This window comes from Actinosynnema sp. NPDC004786 (assembly GCF_053601135.1).
On the sequence record NZ_JBSGBG010000038.1, the window covers coordinates 81,108 to 98,483 of the forward strand.

Sequence of the window (17,376 nt, forward strand, 5' to 3'; positions counted from 1 at the left end):
CCGGCGGACGTCGGCGGGGCCCCTCCATGCTCGTGGTGCAGCACCGCCACCACCCGGGCCAGGACGGCGGCGACCAGCACCGGCAGGGCGTTGCGCACCCCGTGCCACACCCGAGAACCGGTGCGCCGAGCGGTGGGACGGCGTGCCGCGCCCGGACCCATCGCCCGACCACCGGCCCGACCCCGGATCCGGCTAGTCGAGCGCCCGCCGCAGGAAACCCCGCATGCCCAGCGCCCCGAACCCCGCGATCGACGCCAGCAGCACCACGAAGCACACCCACAGCGGGATGTGCTCGACCCCCGGCACCAGCACCGCCCGCATGCCCTCGCTCACGTAGGTGAGCGGGTTGAGCGCGCACAGCACCTGGAACCAGCGCAGGTTGTCCAGCGCGGGCCACGGGAACTGCGCCGAACCGGTGAACAGCAGCGGCGTCAGGATCACCGCGAACATCACGTTGATGTGCCGCGGCGACACCGACGTGCCGATCACCATGCCCACCGCCGCGCCCGCCAACGACCCCAGGACGATCACCAGGAACGCCGCCGGCAGCCCGGACGCGGGCCAGCTGATGTCCAGCATGACGAACCCGATCGGGATCATCAGCACCGCCGCCAGCAGGCCCCGCACCGCGCCGAACACCATCTTCTCCACCGCGACCAGCGGGATCGGGATCGGCGCGAGCAGCCGGTCCTCGATCTCCCGCGTCCACGAGAAGTCCAGCACCAGCGGCAGCGTGGTGTTCTGCAACGCGCCCAGGAACCCGTTCATCGCCACGATCCCGGGCAGCAGCACGGCGGCGAAGTCGCCCTGCACGAACCCGATGTCGCCCAGCACCTTGGCGAAGATGAACAGGATGAAGAACGGCTGGATGATCACCTGCGCGAGGAAGCTCGGCAGCTCCCGGCCGGTGACGAACACGTCCCGCCACAGGATCGCGTTGAACGTGCGCAGCGACGTCATCGCAGCTCCCGGCCGGTCAGGTGGATGAAGACGTCCTCGAGGCTCGGCGTGCCGATCGACAGGTCGGCGACCGGCGCGCCGTGCCGCTCCAGGGTGCGCAGCACGTCCGGCAGCGCCACGGCCGGCGCGACGTCGGTGTAGAGGCGGAACATGTCCTGCACGTGCTCGACCCGCTGCACCCCGTCCACCGCGGCCAGCGCCTCGCTCACCGCGTCCGGGTCGGCGGCCGACGCGACGGTCACGCTGAGCGTCGTGCTGCCCGGCAGGGTCTTGGTCAGCTCGGCCGGGGTGTCGAGCGCGAGCAGCCGGCCGTGGTCGACGATGCCGACCCGGTCGCACAGCTTCTGCGCCTCGTCCATGTCGTGCGTGGTGAGCACGACCGTGACGCCGTCCGCGTGCAGCGCGGCCACCCGGTCGTGCACGAACAGCCGCGCCTGCGGGTCCAGCCCGGTCGACGGCTCGTCCAGGAACAGCACCTTCGGCCGGTGCATCAGGGCGCGGGCGATCATCAGCCGTTGCGCCTGACCGCCGGACAGCTTGTCCACCAGGCTCGTGGCGTGACCCTCCAGGCCCATCCGCTGGAGGATCTCGTCGGCCAACCGACGCCGCTCGACGCGGCCCACGCCGTGGTAGGCGGCGTGGAACAGCAGGTTCTGCCGGACGTTCAGCGCGCGGTCCAGGTTGTTGCGCTGGGGCACCACGGCCAGCATCCGACGGGCCCGCCGCGGGTCGGCGACCACGTCCACGCCCTCCACCAGGGCCGTGCCGGAGGTCGGCCGGACCCTGGTGGTCAGCACGCCCACGGTGGTCGTCTTGCCCGCCCCGTTCGGACCGAGCAAGCCGAACACCTCGCCTCGGCGGACCGCGAAACCGAGCCCCGCCACGGCCGGTTTCGGGTTGCCCTTGTAGACCTTCACCAGGTCCGCCACCGTCACGGCTTCGTCCACCGGGACAGCCTAGACAGCAGGAGCGGTCACCAGCCCGACGGAAGCGGACGACCTTCGGCGAACCCCGCGGCGCTCTGGACGCCGAGCGTCGCCTTGGCGTGGAACTCCTCCAACGTCTGCGCCCCCGCGTACGTGCAGGCGCTGCGGACGCCCGCGGTGATCGAGTCGAGCAGGTCCTCGACGCCGGGGCTGTTCGGGTCCAGGCGCATGCGGGAGGTCGAGATCCCCTCCTCGAACAGGCCCTTCTTGGCGCGGTCGAACGCGTTGTCGGCGCGGGTGCGCGCGCTCACGGCCCGCTTCGACGCCATGCCGAACGACTCCTTGTAGAGGCGGCCCTGCTCGTCGCGCTGCAGGTCGCCGGGCGACTCGTAGGTGCCGGCGAACCAGGAGCCGATCATCACGCTGGACGCGCCGGCGGCGAGGGCGAGGGCGACGTCGCGCGGGTGGCGGACCCCGCCGTCGGCCCAGACGTGGCGGCCCAGCCGACGGGCCTCGGCGGCGCACTCGGCGACCGCGGAGAACTGCGGGCGGCCGACGCCGGTCATCATGCGGGTGGTGCACATCGCGCCCGGGCCGACCCCGACCTTGACGATGTCCGCGCCCGCTTCGACCAGGTCGCGGACGCCTTCGGCGGTGACCACGTTGCCGGCCACGACGGGCACGGTCGGGCCGGCCTCGCGGACGGCCTTGAGGGCGGCGAGCATCTTCTCCTGGTGGCCGTGGGCGGTGTCGACGACGAGGGTGTCGACGCCGGCGTGGAGGAGCTGCTCGGCCTTGGCCGTGACGTCGCCGTTCACGCCGATGGCCGCGGCCACGCGCAGGCGGTTCGCGTGGTCGAGGGCGGGTTGGTAGATGTCCGAGCGCAGCGCGCCCAGGCTGGTCATCACGCCGCGCAGGCGGCCGTCCGCGTCGACCCCGAGCGCGACCCGCTGCGTGCCGCCGTGCAGCCGGGTGAAGACGTCACGCGGAGGGGTGTCCATCGGAAGGGTGACGATGCGGTCGTCGGCGACATCGTGCAACCGGGTGAACCGGTCGACGCCCGCGCACGCCGCCTCGTCCACGACACCGGTCGGGCGACCTTCGTCGTCGACCACCACCACCGCCCCGTGGGCGCGCTTGTGCAGCAGGTTGACCGCGTCGGCGACCGAGTCGCCGGGGTGCAGGGTCAGCGGCGTGTCCCACACGACGTGCCGCGCCTTCACCCACTGCACGATCTCCGCCACCGCTTCGGGCGCGACGTCCTGCGGCAGCACCACGAGCCCGCCGCGCCGCGCCACGGTCTCCGCCATCCGCCGTCCCGCCACCGCGGTCATGTTCGCGACCACGATCGGGATCGTCGCCCCCGTTCCGTCGGAGGTCGACAAGTCGACACCGAACCTCGAGTCGACGGCCGATCGGCCGGGCACGAGGAAGACGTCGTCGTAGGTCAGGTCGTAGCTGGGCCGATGCCCTTCGATGAACCGCACGAGAACTTGACGATACTCGCGCCGAGCCGAATCCGCCCTGGTTGCGGCCACCATTGCGCCGGTCGGCACAGGGTTCGCTCTTGTGGCTTCCTCCAAAGCCGCACCACTGCGGTTCCCGCGACTCGATCGCCCCCGCTGCCGCCTCGCACACCCGCCTCCCGCCGCCCCCGCGCTCCCGTCGCCGTGCTCCCGTCGCCGTGCCCCCGCTCCGCCGCCGTCCTGGCCGCGCTCTGCCTCGCACCCGCCTCCACGCCCGCGCCGCTCCCACCGCGCCCCCGCCGTGCGCCGCTCGCACCGCGCCCCCACCCCCGCCGTGCCCCCGCTCCCACCGCGCCGCCTCGCTCCGCTCCCACCGCCGTGGTGCTTCCAGCTGGGCCGCTCGTGCTGGCATCCGACGCCGGCGACGCCGCCGGACCGGGTCGGCGGGATCCCTGGCTGCTCAGGTCACGCGCCGGCCGGGCGGGCGCGTGGGTGCGGTTCGTGGCGTGGCGGTTCCGGCTGCCGGCACGGTGATCCGGTCGTGGGCGGTGGTTGGGCTGAGGGTCGAGGTCCGGGGCGAGTGGTGGTCAGGTCGTGGTTGCGGCGCGTGCCGGGGGTTGGTTGGCCTCCTCTTCGTTTCAACCGAGGTGCGGTAACAGTGTTTCCGTACATCTTCGGCCCATGTTCACCCGATCGTGTCGCTCGGGCTGCCGGTGGGGGACTTCGGCAGGAGGGCGCGGACGGCGTCGATCGTGTCCGCCTCGGCGGCGTCCTTGTCCGGCCGGTACCGCAGCACGCGGGCGAAGCGGAGGGCCACGCCGCCCGGGTAGCGGGGGCTCACCTGCACCCCGTCCAGCTCGATCTCGATCACCAGCTCCGGCCGGACCACCACCGCCCAGTCCGTCCGCTCCGTGGCGATCGCCATCAGCTCACGCGTCTGCCACGCCAGCAACTCGTCGGTCAGCCCCTTGAACGTCTTCCCGACCATGATCGGCGGCCCGCCGTCGGGATCGCGCGCGCCCAGGTGCAGGTTCGACAGCAACCCCTTCCGCCGACCGCTGCCCCACTCCACCCCGAGCACCACCAGGTCGAGCGTGTGCACCGGCTTCACCTTCTGCCACGCCCGCCCCCGCCGCCCGGCCGCGTACGCCGACCCCAGCGACTTCACCATCACGCCCTCGTGCCCGGCCGCCAACGCCTCCTCCAGCACCCGCGCCGCCGCCTCCTCCGACGCGGGCTCCACCACCCCCGGGATCACGTGCGCCCCGGCCACCCGCCGCACCGCGTCCAGCCGCACCCGCAACGGCTCGTCCAGCAGGTCCACCCCGTCCAGGTGCAGGCAGTCGAAGAAGAACGGGCTCAACAGCAGCTCCCGCACGTCCTGCGCCCCGAACCGGCTCATCGTCTCCTGGAACGGCCTCGGCTTGCCGTCGTCGGCCAGCGCCAGCGTCTCCCCGTCGAGCACCACGGACGTGCACGGCAACCCGCGCACCAACGCCACCAGCTCCGGCACCGTCCCGGTGATCTCGCGCAACGTCCGGGTGAACACCCGCACCTCGTCCCCGGCCCGGTGCACCTGGATCCGCGCGCCGTCCAGCTTGTGCTCCACCACGCACGACCCCAGCTCGACCAACGCCGCCGCCAGCGACTCGGCCGGCGACGCGAGCATCGGCCGCACCGGCCGGCCCACCTCCAACCGGAACGCCGCCAGCGCCTCCACGCCGCGCAGCGCCGCCTCCGCCGTCCCCGGCAGCGACCCCGACAGCATGAACGCCCGCCGCACCACCTCGCCGGGCACGTCGGCCGCCCGTGCGATCGCGTCCAGCATCACCCCTTCGAGTGCACCTTGACGCAGTTCACCCGTCAGGAGCCGCCGCAGGAAGTCCTGCTCCGCCGCCGTGGCCCGGCCGAACAGCGACGCCAGCAACGCCGCCCGCCGCGCCGCCGACCCCTTCCCGCCGACGGACGCGAACTCCCCCAGCGCGGCGTCCACATCGGACACCGTGAGCGACGGCGACGCCGCGGGCGGCACGTCCAGGTCCACCACGGTGCGCCACCCCGCGCCGATGCGGCCCTGGCTGGGCACGCCGACCAGGAACGACACCACCGCGGGCGTGCTCATCCGGCGCACCAGCCCGGCCAGGGCGTCGACCTTGGCCAGGCGGGAGCGCGTCGCCGCCACCGCGGCGGACGTCTCGACGACCTCGGAGAACAACACGGGGACCATGGTGCACCCGACCACCGACAAAAACCGGTCAGACGGCCGCGCGCAGCTCCCGCACGGCCTCCCGCAGCCGGTCCGGCGTCAACGCCGCGTACCCGATCACCAGCCCGGGGAACAGCGGCCCGCGGGCGTACCGGGCCAACGCCGGCACGTTCACCCCGCGCCGCGCCAGCCGCTCCTCCAGCGCCACGTCGTCCGTCCCGGCGGGCAGCCGCACGACCACGTGCAACCCGGCCGCGACCCCGATCGGCTCCCACTCGGGCAGCACGAGCCGCAGCTCGTCCAGCAGCGCGTCCCGCCGCGCCCGGTACAGCTGCCGCGTGCGGCGCAGGTGGCGGTCGTACCCGCCGGCGCCCAGCAGCCGCGCGAACGCCGCCTGGTGCAACGTCCCCGTGCCCAGGTCGTCCAACCGCTTGCGCTCCACGACGGCGTCCCGCAGCCGGGGCGGCGGCACGAGCCACCCCAGCCGCAACGCGGGCGCGAGCACCTTGCTCGCGCTCCCCTGGTACACCACCCGCGTCGGGTCGAGCGCCTGCATCGCGCCCATCGCCGGCCGGTCGTAACGGTGCTCCGCGTCGTAGTCGTCCTCCACCACCACGCCGTCGCACGCACGCGCCCACTCCAGCAGCGCGCGCCGACGTTCCGGGTGCAGCACGACACCCAACGGGAACTGGTGCGCCGCCGTGACGACGACCGCCCGGCAGTCCGTTGTGGACAGCACGTCGACGCGCAACCCGCCGGAGTCGACGGGCACCGGTCGGACCGCCAGACCGTGTGACGCCAACATCTCCGCGCCGCCGAAGTGGCTCGGCTCCTCCACCGCCACGCTGCGGTGCCCGGCCGCGCGCAACACCCGGCCCAGCAGCGAGATGCCCTCCGCCGCGCCGTTGGTGACGACCACATCGGACGGTCGCGCGGCCACCGCCCGCACCCGGCCGAGGTAGTCCGCCAGCTCCCGGCGCAACGGCCCGAACCCGGCGGGGTCGGGGTAGCCGAGGTCGTCGGTCGACAGGTCGGTCATCGCCGACTTCTGCGCCCGCAGCCACTCGTCGCGCGGGAAGGCGCTCAGCGCGGGCAGGCCCGGCTTGAGGTCGTACCGGAACCGCGGCGCGGGCCCGGGGTCGTCGGCGGCCCCGCCCGGCCACGCGGGGGCGGCCGCGACGGTGGTGCCCGAGCCGCGCCGGGCGGTCAGGTAGCCCTCGCCGACGAGCTGGGCGTACGCGGACGTGACGGTGCCGCGGGCGACGCCGAGCTGGGCGGCGAGGTCGCGGCTGGACGGCAGGCGCGTGCCCGGCGCGAGCCGCCCGTCCCGCACGGCGCGGCGCAGCTCGGACTCCACCGCGCGCGGGCCGTGCGCGGCGGGGAGGAGGAGCTCGCGGAAAGTGGTCCAGTCGGCGGGCATCTGAGTGGAGCTTACGCCTGGACCACCGATGGCGGAGGGTTGCCGACCATGGGACACGGGAGGGCCGCGATCGCGGCGGGTGCGATGTCGTCGGTGATCGTGGGCGCGTCCGTGCCGGTGACGGGGATGCTCCAGGCGTACCCGCTGCTCACGGGGCAGGCGATGCGGTACGCGCTGGGCGCGCTGGCGTTGCTGGCGTGGACGTGGCTGAGGGGCGGGCGGCTGCCGGTGCCGGGGCGGCGGGACTGGCCGGCGCTGCTCGGGCTGGTCACGACCGGGATGCTCGGGTTCACCGCGTGCGTGCTGTACGCGCAGCGGTACGCCGAGCCGGGGTTCGTCGCGGCCGTGCTGGGGGCGAGCCCGCTGGTGCTGGCGCTGGTCGCGCCGCTGGTCGCGGGGCGGAGGCCGGCCGTGGCGGCGGTGGTGGGGGCGGTCGTCGTGGTGGCCGGGGTGGTGGTGCTGTCGGGCGGTGGGTCGTGGCACGGGCCGGGGTTGGCGCTGGCGTTGCTGACGGTGGCGGGCGAGGCGTCGTTCACGCTGTTCGCGGTGGGTGTGGTGCGGCGGCTGGGCGGGGTGGCGGTGGCGACGTGGTGCTGCCTGATCGCGGCCGTGGCCGGTGCGGCCCTGGGCACGGTGGTCGGCGGGTGGCGGGTGCCGACGGTGCGGGAGGGCGTGGCGCTGGCCGTGCTGGGGGTCGTGCTGACGGCGGTGGCGTTCGGGCTGTGGTACTTCGCGGTGGCGCGGCTGGGCGCGGACCGGGCCGGGGTGCTGATCGGGCTGATGCCGGTGGCGGGGCTGGCGGCGTCGGTGGCGTTGGGTGCGCAGGCGTTGACCGGGGTGGCGGTGGTGGGCGCGGTCGCCGTGGCGGCGGGGTGCGTGATCGGGCTGCGGGGGCGGGCGGCCGACGCCGACCACCCGCCCCGGCCCCGGTCACGACCGCGGCTCGCGCGTTCCGAACGTTGAACTCACGCGTTCCGAACGTAGGACTCACGCGACGCGAACGTAGGACACGCGCGTTCCGAACGTAGGACACGCGCGTTCTGGACGTAGGACACGCGGGACGTGAGGGGTCAGCGGTTGCCGTTGGCCATGCGGAGGACGTCCAGGGCCTGGTCCAGTTCGGCCTCGGAGAGCTTGGCCGGGACGTGGCCGCGTTCCAGGACCACCTCGCGGATGGTCTTGCGCTCCTTCAACGACTGCTTGGCGATCGAGGCCGCTTCCTCGTAGCCTAGGTAGCGGTTGAGGGGCGTCACGATCGACGGGGACGACTCGGCGTACTCGCGCATCCGCTCGATCTGCGGTTCCGCGCCGGTGAGCACCTTGTCGGCCAGCAGCCGGGCCACCGCGGCGAGCAGGCGGGCGGACTCCAGGACGTTGCGGGCGATCACCGGCAGCATCACGTTGAGCTGGAAGTTGCCCTGCGACCCGGCGAACGCCACCGCCGCGTCGTTGCCGATCACCTGCGCCACCACCATCATCGTGGCCTCGGGGATCACCGGGTTCACCTTGCCCGGCATGATCGACGAGCCGGGCTGGAGGTCGGGCAGCGCCAGCTCGCCGAGCCCGGCGCGCGGGCCGGACCCCAGCCACCGCAGGTCGTTCGCGATCTTGTAGAGGCCCACCGCGGTGGCCCGCAGCTGGCCGGAGACCTCGACCACGCCGTCCTGGGTGGCCTGGGCCTCGAAGTGGTCGCGGGCCTCGGTCACCGGCAGGCCCGTCACGGCGGCCAGCTCCGCGGACACCGCCGCGCCGAAGCCCGCCGGCGCGTTCAGCCCGCTGCCCACCGCCGTGCCGCCGATCGGCAGCTCCGCCAGGCGCGGCAGCGACGACGTCAGGCGCTCGACGCCGTACCGGACCTGGGTGGCCCACGCGCCGGCCTCCTGGCCGAGCGTGATCGGCACGGCGTCCATCAGGTGCGTGCGGCCCGACTTCACCAGGGACGTCCAGTCGGCCGCCCGGGCGTCCAGCACCGAGACCAGGTGCTCCAGGGCCGGGACGACGTCGCGCGCGACCGCCTCCGTCGCCGCGAGCCGCAGCGTGGTCGGGAACGTGTCGTTGGACGACTGCGAGGCGTTGACGTGGTCGTTCGGGTGCACGTCGCGGCCCAGGGCGCGGGTGGCCAGGGTCGCGATGACCTCGTTGGCGTTCATGTTCGACGACGTGCCGGACCCGGTCTGGAACACGTCCACCGGGAAGTGCGCGTCGTGCTCGCCCGCGGCCACCGCGTCGGCGGCGGCGGCGATGGCCTCGGCGACTTCGGGTTCCAGTACCCCCAACCGGGCGTTCACCCGCGCCGCGGCGGCCTTGAGCAGGCCGAGCGCGCGGATCTGGGCGCGTTCCAGGCCACGCCCGGAGACGGGGAAGTTCTCCACCGCGCGCTGCGTCTGCGCACGCCACAGCGCGTCCGCCGGCACCCTGACCTCGCCCATGGTGTCGTGCTCGACGCGGTACTCCTGTTCAGCCATGCCACCGAGTCTGGACCGGCCACCCGGACCGGGCACAAGAGGAGCGGGACAGAGTGGCGTGGAACACCTATGGTCGAGTCATGGAGCTTGAGGTCGACCTGCTGATCGTCGGTGCGGGCCCCACGGGGCTGTTCGCGGCGTACTACGCGGGGTTCCGGGACCTGTCGGTCGCGCTGGTCGACGCGCTGCCCGAGGCGGGCGGCCAGATCACCGCGATGTACCCGGAGAAGATGATCTTCGACGTGGCCGGGTTCCCGGCGGTGCGCGGGCGCGAGCTGGTGGACGCGCTCGTGCGGCAGGCGGACCAGTGGCGCCCGACCTACCTGCTCGGCCGCCAGGCCCGCACGCTGTCCGATGTGGACGGACGGCTGGAGGTGGGGCTGGCCGACGGCGGCGTGGTCCGCGCCGGCGCGGTGCTGATCACGGCGGGCATCGGCGAGTTCCGGCCCCGCCCGCTGCCCGCGGGCGACGGCTGGCTGGGCCGCGGCGTGGTGCACTTCGTGCCGCAGCTGAACGTGCACACCGGGCAGGACGTGGTGGTCGTCGGCGGCGGCGACTCGGCGTTCGACTGGGCCCTCGCGCTGCACCCGATCGCGTCCAGCGTCACGCTGGTGCACCGCCGGGCGACGTTCCGGGCCCACCCGCCGACCGTGCGGCAGGTCCGCGACCTGGGCGTGGAGATCATCACCGACGCCGAGGTGCTGGAGCTGCGCGGCGACCCCGACCTGGCCGAGGTGGAGCTGGGCCTGAAGGGCGGCGACCGCAAGGTGCTGCCCGCGCAGGCCGTGGTCGCGGCGCTCGGGTTCACCGCCGACCTGGGGCCGATCGAGTCGTGGGGCCTGGAGCTGGACCACCGGGCGGTGCTGGTGGACACCACCATGCGCACCGCCCGGGACCGCGTCTACGCGGCGGGCGACGTCGCCCAGTACCCCGGCAAGGTGAAGCTCATCGCCACCGGGTTCGGCGAGGCCGCCACCGCGGTCAACAACATCGCCGTGCTGCTCGACCCCGGGGCGCACCTGTTCCCGGGCCACTCGAGCAACGCGGGTTAGGGCACCACCTGCACCTGCTCGCCCGGGAACAGGTTGTCGTAGAACACGAGCGACTCCTGCGGGCCCAGGCGCACGCAGCCGTGCGACTGCGTGTTGGTGTCGCCCTGGTGGAACGCGACGCCGTCGGTGGTGAAGTACACCGCGTTCGGCATCGGCCCGTTGTAGGGCACGCTCCAGTCGTCCTTCACCTTGCGCAGCACCGGGAAGGTGCCGACCGGGGTCTCGTGGCCGGGCATCCCGTGGGACACGCGGACGGGGCCGTAGCTGGCGTTCCCGTTGTAGATCAACCACGCCTGGTTGGTGGACAACTGCACGCACGCGCCGTTCTGCACGGAGCACGGCGTGCCGGTCGAAGCGGAGGCGGTGGCGGGGGTCGCGAGGCCGAAGGTCAGGGCCGTCGCGGCGATCGCCGTCGTGCCGAGCATCTTCCTCATCGCTATCACTCCTCGACCCTCGGTTACCCCTTCCGAGTCGTTTGAACACTCCGCGTCATGCCGCGACCTGAACCTGGTCACCCACCCGAAGGGTTTCGAAGTAGTGCGCCGCCGCTTCGCGTGACAGGTGGATGCAGCCGTGCGACTCCTCGGTGAGGCTGCCCTCGTGGAACGCGATGCCGTTGCCGACGAAGTAGGTGGAGAACGGCATGGGGCCGTTGTAGGGGATGCTCCAGTCGTCCCGAACCTGCCACAGCACCGAGAAGTAGCCGACGGGCGTCTCGTAGCCCGGCCGGCCGGAGGTGGTCGGCACCGGGCCGTAGCTCACCCTGCCGCCGCTGATCAGCCAGCTCTGGTTGGTGGACAGGCTGACGCACGCGCCGTCGGTGATGTCGCACGGCGTGCCGGCCACGGTCACCGGCGGGGGCGGCGGCGCGGGCTGTGGTGCGGGCGGCGGCGCGGGTTGCGGGTCCGGCGTCCGCGTGGTCTCCGGCGGCGCGGGAGCTTCGGGCGGTGCGGCCGGCGTGGAGGACGCCGGCGGCCCGTCGGGGGACGGCGCGGGAGAGGGGGAAGACGAAGACGCCGGCCCCGACGTCGGCGCGGCGGCCGGGCCGGACGCGTCCGGCGTCCCGCAGGCCGTGGCCAGCAAGGCGATGACGACCAGTGCTGCTCTGCGCATCCGCGCACCCCCAGGAGATCGTGCGGTGTCCTGATCCTGGAGACGCCACCCGGAACGCCCCGGTTGTCGGCGGGTCGATAACGAAACGGGAAGGGCCGCCCCACCCGGAGGGGGACGGCCCTTCGAACACCGCGGCGGGCGTTACACCGTGCCCGCGTACTGGCTGATCCACGAGCGGAACGCCGGCACGTCCATGTAGATCGACGGGGCGGTGGCGCAGGTGGAGCTGTTGTTGCCCGCGCGGCTGGTGGCGCCGATGAGCTGCCACACGCCGTTCACGGACTTGACCTGCGGGCCGCCCGAGTCGCCGTAGCAGGCGCCCGAGTTGCCGTTCGGGTTGTTCGTGCAGATCTCCACCGAGCCGTAGATGCCCAGGCAGCTGCTGTCGGCCACGATCGACGTGTTCAGCTCCTGCAGGATCGTCGGCGCGCCGCAGGCGCCGCGCGGGGCGCAGGTCTGGCCCCAGCCGATGATGCGGGTGGCCGTGCCGACCGCCCCGGACGTCGACGCCACCGCGATCGGCGTCTGGCTCACCGAGGTGGACAGGCGCACCAGCGCGATGTCGTACGACGCGTGCGTGACCACCTGCGCGCCGGTCGCGACCGTGCCGCCGCTGGTGCGGTTGGTCGTGCCGATGCGGGCCCGGATGGACGACGCCGACCGGCCCTGCACGCAGTGCTTGGCCGTGACGACCCAGTTGGCCTTGATCAGCGAGCCGCCGCAGAAGTGGCTGCCGGTGGTGCTCTGCAGGGACACCATCCACGAGTAGGTCTGCGTGGCGTTGCCACCGCCCACGATGAACGGGGTGACGCCGCCGTCGGTCGCCGGGGCCGCCGCCGCCCCGGCCGCCGAGGCGAGTGCCGCGCCGACCGCCACCGCGAAGGCGGTGAACAGGGTACGAACCTTCATCGCTTCCTCTCCGTCCCCGGCGCAGGGTGCTCGGGGACGGAACGGAAACTAGGGATGAACTCGACCTGATCACCACAGCCGATCGGCCGGTATGTGGCGGTGACCGAGAGTTCACAGTTGACGGCGCGGCGTGCCGATCGGCGTCACGGCAGCGGCGGCAGCGCGTCCTCGGCGGCGGGGATGTCGAAGTCGACCGACGAGTACTCGCGCAGCTTGGTCAGCCGGTGGAACCCGTCGATCATCCGCACGGTGCCCGACTTCGACCGCATCACGATCGACTGGGTGGTGCAGCCGCCCGCCCGGTAGTGCACGCCGCGCACCAGGTCCCCGTCGGTGACGCCGGTCGCGCAGAAGAACACGTTGTCGCCGCGCACCAGGTCGTCGGTCAGCAGCACCCGGTCCAGGTCGTGGCCCGCGTCCAGCGCCTTCCGCCGCTCCTCGTCGTCCTTGGGCCACAACCGGCCCTGGATCGCGCCGCCCATGCACTTCAACGCCGCCGCCGCGATGATGCCCTCCGGCGTGCCGCCGATGCCGACCAGCAGGTCGATGCCGGTGTTCGGCCGGGCCGCGGAGATCGCGCCCGCCACGTCGCCGTCGGAGATGAAGTGGATCCGCGCGCCCGCCGACCGCACCTCGCGCACCAGCGACTCGTGCCGCGGCCGGTCCAGGATGCACACCGTCACGTCGGAGACGTCGCTGTGCTTGGCCTTCGCGATCCGGCGGATGTTCTCCGCGATCGGCGCGGTGATGTCGATGACGTCCGCCGCCTCCGGCCCGGTCGCGAGCTTCTCCATGTAGAACACGGCCGACGGGTCGAACATCGCGCCGCGCTCCGCCACCGCGAGCACCGCCAACGCGTTCGGCATGCCCTTGGCCATCAACGTGGTGCCGTCGATCGGGTCGACCGCCACGTCGCACTCCGGCCCGTTGCCGTCGCCGACCTCCTCGCCGTTGAACAGCATGGGCGCCTCGTCCTTCTCGCCCTCGCCGATCACCACCACGCCGCGCATGGACACCGTGCCGATCAGCTTGCGCATGGCGTCCACCGCCGCGCCGTCGCCGCCGTTCTTGTCACCGCGGCCCACCCAGCGACCGGCGGCCATCGCGGCCGCCTCGGTCACCCGGACGAGTTCCAGCGCGAGGTTCCGGTCGGGTGCCTCTCGCCGACGCTCGGACGGGCTGCTGCCTGTGACCATGGGGGTTCCTCCTGCGGTGCGACTACCGGCCGGTAGGCCAATCCTCGCACGTCGTCACCCCTCGGCCACGTCCTCCTCGGTCACACTGAGTGCTTGATCGATCCGCTCCCGGGCGCCCGCGAGCTGCCGCTCGCAGGTCTTCGCGAGGGCCTCGCCGCGCTCCCACAGCGCCAGCGACTCCTCCAGCGACAACCCGCCCGCCTCCAGCCTGCGGACCACCTCCACCAACTCGTCCCTGGCCTGCTCGTAGCCAAGCTCGCTCACGTGGACAACTTCCCCAATCGGTTCTGGACGTGCACCACGACGGTCGCCACCGCCTGGTCGTAGCCGATGAACGCCTCGGCGAACTCCGCGCCGTCACCCTCCCGCACCGCGTCGTCGATGCGGTGCTCGGCGTCGGCGACCCGCCGGCGGTGCACCGAGCCGTGCCCGAGCCACCACCGCATCCCGGCGTAGTCGGACGTCGCCGCGGACAGGTCGTGCAGCCGGTTGATCAACGCCTGCCGGCCGGACGTGCAGCCGGCCACCAGCGACAGCCAGCAGTCGGCGGCGGCCCGGTCGGCCGACTCGGCGCGACCGCGCACGGCGACCGCGCCCTCGTCGTCGGCCGCGCCCGCGGCCGCCACCGTCAAGGGCAGGAACGTGGGCTCACGTGCCGGATTCGGCACCACCGCCTCCTTCTTGGGCTTCGTCGCCGGGTCCGCCGGACGTCACGACCGCGTGCACGGCGCCGTCGGCCACGCGCACCCTCAGCCGGGCGCCCTCGGGAGCCTGGGAGGTCGACCGCAGCACCCCGTCGACCCCGTCCGGGGTGACGAGCTGGACCACCGCGTACCCCCGCGCCAGCGTGGCGGCAGGCCCGAGGGTCGTCAAGCGCGCCGTCGTCGCGGTCAGCGCCGCGGTCTCCGAGTCGAGCCGGTTGCGCACCGCGCGCCGCGCCCGCTCCCGCAACCGGTCCACATCCTCCGCGCGCCGGTCCAGCGGGCCGTACGGGTCGGACAGCGCGGGCCGCGTCCGCAGCGCCGCGAGCAGCTTCCGCTCCCGGTCCACCCAGCCGTGCAGGGCGCGCCGGCTGCGGTCCCGCAGCTGCCGGATCCGCTCGGCCTCCTCCGCCACGTCCGGCACCACCCGCTTGCCCGCGTCCGTGGGCGTGGAGCAGCGCACGTCCGCGACGTGGTCCACCAGCGGCGTGTCCGGCTCGTGCCCGATCGCCGACAGCACCGGCGTGCGGCACTGCGACACCGCCCGGCACAGCGCCTCGTCGGAGAACGGCAGCAAATCCTCCACGCTGCCGCCGCCGCGCGCCAGCACGATCACGTCCACTTCGGAGTCGCGGTCCAGGGTCGCCAGGGCGGTGAGGATCTGCGGCACCGCCAACGCCCCCTGCACCGCCACGTTGATCACCCGGAACCGCGCGCCCGGCCAGCGCGCGTGCGCGTTCGTCAGCACGTCCCGCTCCGCCGCCGACGCCCGACCCGTGATCAGACCGATCTTGTTCGGCAGGAACGGCGGCCTGCGCTTGCGCCGCGGGTCGAACAGGCCCTCGGCGTTCAGCAGCTTGCGCAGCCGTTCGATCCGGGCCAGCAGCTCCCCGATGCCCACCTGGCGGATCTCGTCCACGCGCAGGCTCAGCGTGCCCCGGTTGGGGAAGAAGTTGGGTTTGCCGTGCACCACCACCCGGCTGCCCTCGGACAGCTGCAGCTCCCGCACCATGCCCACCGGCGCGGTCAGCTGCATCGACATGTCCACCGAGGGGTCGCGCAGGGTGAGGAACGCGGTCGCGGTGCCCGGACGGGCGCTCAACTGGGTGACCTGGCCCTCCACCCACACGTCACCGAGGCGGTTGATCCAGTCGAAGATCTTGCGCGCGACCGTCCGCACCGGCCACGGGTTCTCGGGGCTGGACCTCTCCGGGCCGGGCGGCTGGGACCTCTCGACGTTCGGGCTCCCGGCGTTCACTGGCTCTTCAGGTTCGCGATGCGGCGGGTGAGCATGCCGGTGAACTCTGGTCGGGCCGCGTGCGTGCGCTCGTGCGCCAGCAGCTCCTCCAGGTCCTCCTCGCTCAACGTCCGCAAACGCGCCCTGAGCTGCGCCAACGTCAGCTCGTCGTAGTTCGGCAGCACCGCGGGCGGCTCGGCCGCGATCGCCTGCTCCTCCTCCGCCCACGGGTCGTCGCCCCGCGGCTCGGCGGTCGCCTCCGGCTCGTCCTCGTCGAACGTCGCCCACTCGGGTTCCTGCTCCACCGGCCGCAGCACGGACAGCACGTCGTCACCCTTGATTGCGAGTTCCGTCACCCGCTGCTGGACCCGCATGGACAGCTGCAGGGCCTCACTGACCACGGTGACCGGCAGACCCGCGAGCTGCCGGGGGAGCTTCCGGGCCTGCTCGACGGCGGTGACCGCCAGCCCCGCGGCGAGGCGTACGGTCAGGGGCAGTGGCTTCATGCCCTACAGCCTGCCGCAGTCGGCCGTCGGATGCCTACATCCGGCACGCCGTACCCTGGTGGCCATGGACAAGCGAGTGCTCCTGGCCAAGCCGCGTGGCTACTGCGCCGGCGTGGACCGTGCCGTCGTGACCGTGGAGAAGGCGCTGGAGCAGTACGGCGCGCCGGTCTACGTGCGCAAGGAGATCGTCCACAACAAGCACGTCGTGGAGACGCTGTCCCGGCGCGGCGCGATCTTCGTGGACGAGACCGACCAGGTGCCCGAGGGCGCGCTGGTGGTGTTCTCGGCGCACGGCGTGTCGCCGGCCGTGCACGCGGAGGCCGCGGAGCGCGGGTTGCGCACGATCGACGCCACGTGCCCGTTGGTGACCAAGGTCCACAACGAGGCCAAGCGGTTCGCGCGCGAGGACTACGACATCCTGCTGATCGGCCACGAAGGACACGAGGAGGTCGAGGGCACGTACGGCGAGGCGCCCTCGCACATCCAGCTCGTGGACACCGCCGAGGACGTCGACAAGGTCGTGGTGCGGGATCCGTCCAAGGTGGTCTGGCTGTCCCAGACCACCCTGTCGGTCGACGAGACGATGGTCCGCGTGCGGCAGCTGCAGGAGCGGTTCCCGGACCTCCAGGAGCCGCCGTCGGACGACATCTGCTACGCCACGTCCAACCGGCAGACCGCCGTGAAGACCATGGCCCCGGAGTGCGACCTCGTGCTGGTGGTCGGGTCGAAGAACTCGTCCAACTCCGTGCGGCTGGTCGAGGTGGCGCTGCAGGCGGGCGCGCGGGCGGCGTACCTGATCGACTACGCGCGCGAGGTCGACCTGGCGTGGCTGGAGGGCGTGACGACGGTCGGCGTGACGTCGGGCGCGTCCGTGCCGGACATCCTGGTGATGGAGTTGTTGGAGTTCCTGGCGACGCACGGGTACGGCGAGGTCGAGGAGATCACCACGGCGAACGAGAAGATCGCGTTCGCGCTGCCCCGGGAGTTGCGCAAGGACATGGTCCGGTAGGGCGTCGGTCCGGGGTTCGGTCGGGGTCCGGTCGGGATTCGGTCCGGGGTTCGGTCCGGTTGGGTCCGTGGTTCGCGGGTGACGTTGCCGGGACGTCCGGCGCTAAAAGCTTTTAAAAGCGTCCTCGCCGGACGGGCAGATCAGCAGGATGGACAACCCCGCCTGGATCTTTCGTTGGGTTGTGGGTCCGGTGTCCGTGTCATCCCGCCG

At 73.1% G+C, this 17,376-nt stretch carries 17 protein-coding genes; 3 read left to right on the top strand and 14 right to left on the bottom strand.

What is annotated here, in order from left to right; translation table 11 throughout:
• Nucleotides 1-192: 192 nt before the first annotated feature.
• The 5 genes from ACWEFJ_RS28790 to pdxR all read right to left on the bottom strand — a co-directional run bounded on the left by ACWEFJ_RS28790 (nucleotide 193) and on the right by pdxR (nucleotide 6,978).
• Nucleotides 193-960, bottom strand: a complete 768-nt coding sequence (locus ACWEFJ_RS28790; protein WP_378091449.1) for an ABC transporter permease — start codon at nucleotides 958-960, stop codon at nucleotides 193-195.
• The gene (locus ACWEFJ_RS28795; protein ID WP_378091451.1) at nucleotides 957-1,907 is read right to left on the bottom strand and encodes an ABC transporter ATP-binding protein; all 951 of its coding nucleotides are present in this window, start codon (nucleotides 1,905-1,907) and stop codon (nucleotides 957-959) included. The genes ACWEFJ_RS28790 and ACWEFJ_RS28795 overlap by 4 nt, the downstream gene beginning before the upstream one ends.
• 26 nt (nucleotides 1,908-1,933) lie before the next feature.
• Nucleotides 1,934-3,373, bottom strand: a complete 1,440-nt coding sequence (locus ACWEFJ_RS28800) for a GuaB1 family IMP dehydrogenase-related protein (RefSeq protein WP_449715638.1) — start codon at nucleotides 3,371-3,373, stop codon at nucleotides 1,934-1,936.
• Between the two features lie 664 nt (nucleotides 3,374-4,037).
• On the bottom strand, nucleotides 4,038-5,570 hold the full coding sequence (locus ACWEFJ_RS28805) for an ATP-dependent DNA ligase (protein WP_449715639.1): 1,533 nt from the start codon (nucleotides 5,568-5,570) through the stop codon (nucleotides 4,038-4,040).
• A gap of 37 nt (nucleotides 5,571-5,607) precedes the next feature.
• Nucleotides 5,608-6,978: a MocR-like pyridoxine biosynthesis transcription factor PdxR gene (gene pdxR / locus ACWEFJ_RS28810; RefSeq protein ID WP_449715640.1), complete on the bottom strand. Its 1,371-nt coding sequence runs from the start codon at nucleotides 6,976-6,978 to the stop codon at nucleotides 5,608-5,610.
• 48 nt (nucleotides 6,979-7,026) lie between these two features.
• On the opposite strand from pdxR, the gene ACWEFJ_RS28815 reads away from it, so the two are divergent.
• Complete coding sequence (locus tag ACWEFJ_RS28815) at nucleotides 7,027-7,941, top strand: DMT family transporter (RefSeq protein WP_449715641.1); 915 nt, start codon at nucleotides 7,027-7,029, stop codon at nucleotides 7,939-7,941.
• A 107-nt stretch (nucleotides 7,942-8,048) separates the two neighbouring features.
• Here ACWEFJ_RS28815 and ACWEFJ_RS28820 read toward each other — a convergent pair whose 3' ends face one another.
• A complete protein-coding gene (locus ACWEFJ_RS28820; RefSeq protein ID WP_449715642.1) occupies nucleotides 8,049-9,443 on the bottom strand; it encodes a class II fumarate hydratase in 1,395 nt (464 codons plus the stop codon).
• A gap of 80 nt (nucleotides 9,444-9,523) precedes the next feature.
• Here ACWEFJ_RS28820 and ACWEFJ_RS28825 point away from each other — a divergent pair, with 80 nt between their 5' ends.
• Nucleotides 9,524-10,495, top strand: a complete 972-nt coding sequence (locus tag ACWEFJ_RS28825) for an NAD(P)/FAD-dependent oxidoreductase (RefSeq protein WP_378091463.1) — start codon at nucleotides 9,524-9,526, stop codon at nucleotides 10,493-10,495.
• On the opposite strand, the gene ACWEFJ_RS28830 is transcribed toward ACWEFJ_RS28825, so the two are convergent.
• The 8 genes from ACWEFJ_RS28830 to ACWEFJ_RS28865 form a co-directional block, all read right to left on the bottom strand.
• Nucleotides 10,492-10,929 (bottom strand): L,D-transpeptidase, encoded by a 438-nt coding sequence (locus ACWEFJ_RS28830; RefSeq protein WP_378091465.1) that lies wholly within the window; start codon nucleotides 10,927-10,929, stop codon nucleotides 10,492-10,494. The genes ACWEFJ_RS28825 and ACWEFJ_RS28830 overlap by 4 nt on opposite strands.
• A 55-nt stretch (nucleotides 10,930-10,984) precedes the next feature.
• Complete coding sequence (locus tag ACWEFJ_RS28835; protein WP_449715643.1) at nucleotides 10,985-11,608, bottom strand: L,D-transpeptidase; 624 nt, start codon at nucleotides 11,606-11,608, stop codon at nucleotides 10,985-10,987.
• A gap of 141 nt (nucleotides 11,609-11,749) precedes the next feature.
• A complete protein-coding gene (locus tag ACWEFJ_RS28840) occupies nucleotides 11,750-12,517 on the bottom strand; it encodes a S1 family peptidase (RefSeq protein ID WP_449715644.1) in 768 nt (255 codons plus the stop codon).
• 143 nt (nucleotides 12,518-12,660) lie between these two features.
• Nucleotides 12,661-13,713, bottom strand: a complete 1,053-nt coding sequence (gene glpX / locus ACWEFJ_RS28845) for a class II fructose-bisphosphatase (protein WP_378091471.1) — start codon at nucleotides 13,711-13,713, stop codon at nucleotides 12,661-12,663.
• 54 nt (nucleotides 13,714-13,767) lie between these two features.
• Nucleotides 13,768-13,977, bottom strand: a complete 210-nt coding sequence (locus tag ACWEFJ_RS28850; RefSeq protein ID WP_378091473.1) for an exodeoxyribonuclease VII small subunit — start codon at nucleotides 13,975-13,977, stop codon at nucleotides 13,768-13,770.
• On the bottom strand, nucleotides 13,974-14,381 hold the full coding sequence (locus tag ACWEFJ_RS28855; RefSeq protein WP_378091475.1) for a sugar ABC transporter substrate-binding protein: 408 nt from the start codon (nucleotides 14,379-14,381) through the stop codon (nucleotides 13,974-13,976). The genes ACWEFJ_RS28850 and ACWEFJ_RS28855 overlap by 4 nt, the downstream gene beginning before the upstream one ends.
• Nucleotides 14,362-15,672, bottom strand: a complete 1,311-nt coding sequence (gene xseA / locus ACWEFJ_RS28860; protein WP_378091477.1) for an exodeoxyribonuclease VII large subunit — start codon at nucleotides 15,670-15,672, stop codon at nucleotides 14,362-14,364. The genes ACWEFJ_RS28855 and xseA overlap by 20 nt, the downstream gene beginning before the upstream one ends.
• Nucleotides 15,669-16,157: a lipid droplet-associated protein gene (locus tag ACWEFJ_RS28865; RefSeq protein WP_378091479.1), complete on the bottom strand. Its 489-nt coding sequence runs from the start codon at nucleotides 16,155-16,157 to the stop codon at nucleotides 15,669-15,671. The genes xseA and ACWEFJ_RS28865 overlap by 4 nt, the downstream gene beginning before the upstream one ends.
• 64 nt (nucleotides 16,158-16,221) lie before the next feature.
• Here ACWEFJ_RS28865 and ACWEFJ_RS28870 point away from each other — a divergent pair, with 64 nt between their 5' ends.
• Nucleotides 16,222-17,166, top strand: coding sequence for a 4-hydroxy-3-methylbut-2-enyl diphosphate reductase (locus tag ACWEFJ_RS28870; RefSeq protein ID WP_378091481.1), 945 nt, complete (start codon nucleotides 16,222-16,224; stop codon nucleotides 17,164-17,166).
• Nucleotides 17,167-17,376 lie beyond the last annotated feature (210 nt).

Bases quoted from the DNA above. Each gene is read 5' to 3' on its own strand.
- glpX (WP_378091471.1), bottom strand. From the start codon at position 13,713: ATGGTCACAGGCAGCAGCCCGTCCGAGCGTCGGCGAGAGGCACCCGAC.
- ACWEFJ_RS28870 (WP_378091481.1), top strand. From the start codon at position 16,222: ATGGACAAGCGAGTGCTCCTGGCCAAGCCGCGTGGCTACTGCGCCGGC.
- ACWEFJ_RS28840 (WP_449715644.1), bottom strand. From the start codon at position 12,517: ATGAAGGTTCGTACCCTGTTCACCGCCTTCGCGGTGGCGGTCGGCGCG.
- ACWEFJ_RS28865 (WP_378091479.1), bottom strand. From the start codon at position 16,157: ATGAAGCCACTGCCCCTGACCGTACGCCTCGCCGCGGGGCTGGCGGTC.
- pdxR (WP_449715640.1), bottom strand. From the start codon at position 6,978: ATGCCCGCCGACTGGACCACTTTCCGCGAGCTCCTCCTCCCCGCCGCG.
- ACWEFJ_RS28790 (WP_378091449.1), bottom strand. From the start codon at position 960: ATGACGTCGCTGCGCACGTTCAACGCGATCCTGTGGCGGGACGTGTTC.
- ACWEFJ_RS28830 (WP_378091465.1), bottom strand. From the start codon at position 10,929: ATGAGGAAGATGCTCGGCACGACGGCGATCGCCGCGACGGCCCTGACC.
- ACWEFJ_RS28825 (WP_378091463.1), top strand. From the start codon at position 9,524: ATGGAGCTTGAGGTCGACCTGCTGATCGTCGGTGCGGGCCCCACGGGG.
- ACWEFJ_RS28835 (WP_449715643.1), bottom strand. From the start codon at position 11,608: ATGCGCAGAGCAGCACTGGTCGTCATCGCCTTGCTGGCCACGGCCTGC.
- ACWEFJ_RS28820 (WP_449715642.1), bottom strand. From the start codon at position 9,443: ATGGCTGAACAGGAGTACCGCGTCGAGCACGACACCATGGGCGAGGTC.
- ACWEFJ_RS28815 (WP_449715641.1), top strand. From the start codon at position 7,027: ATGGGACACGGGAGGGCCGCGATCGCGGCGGGTGCGATGTCGTCGGTG.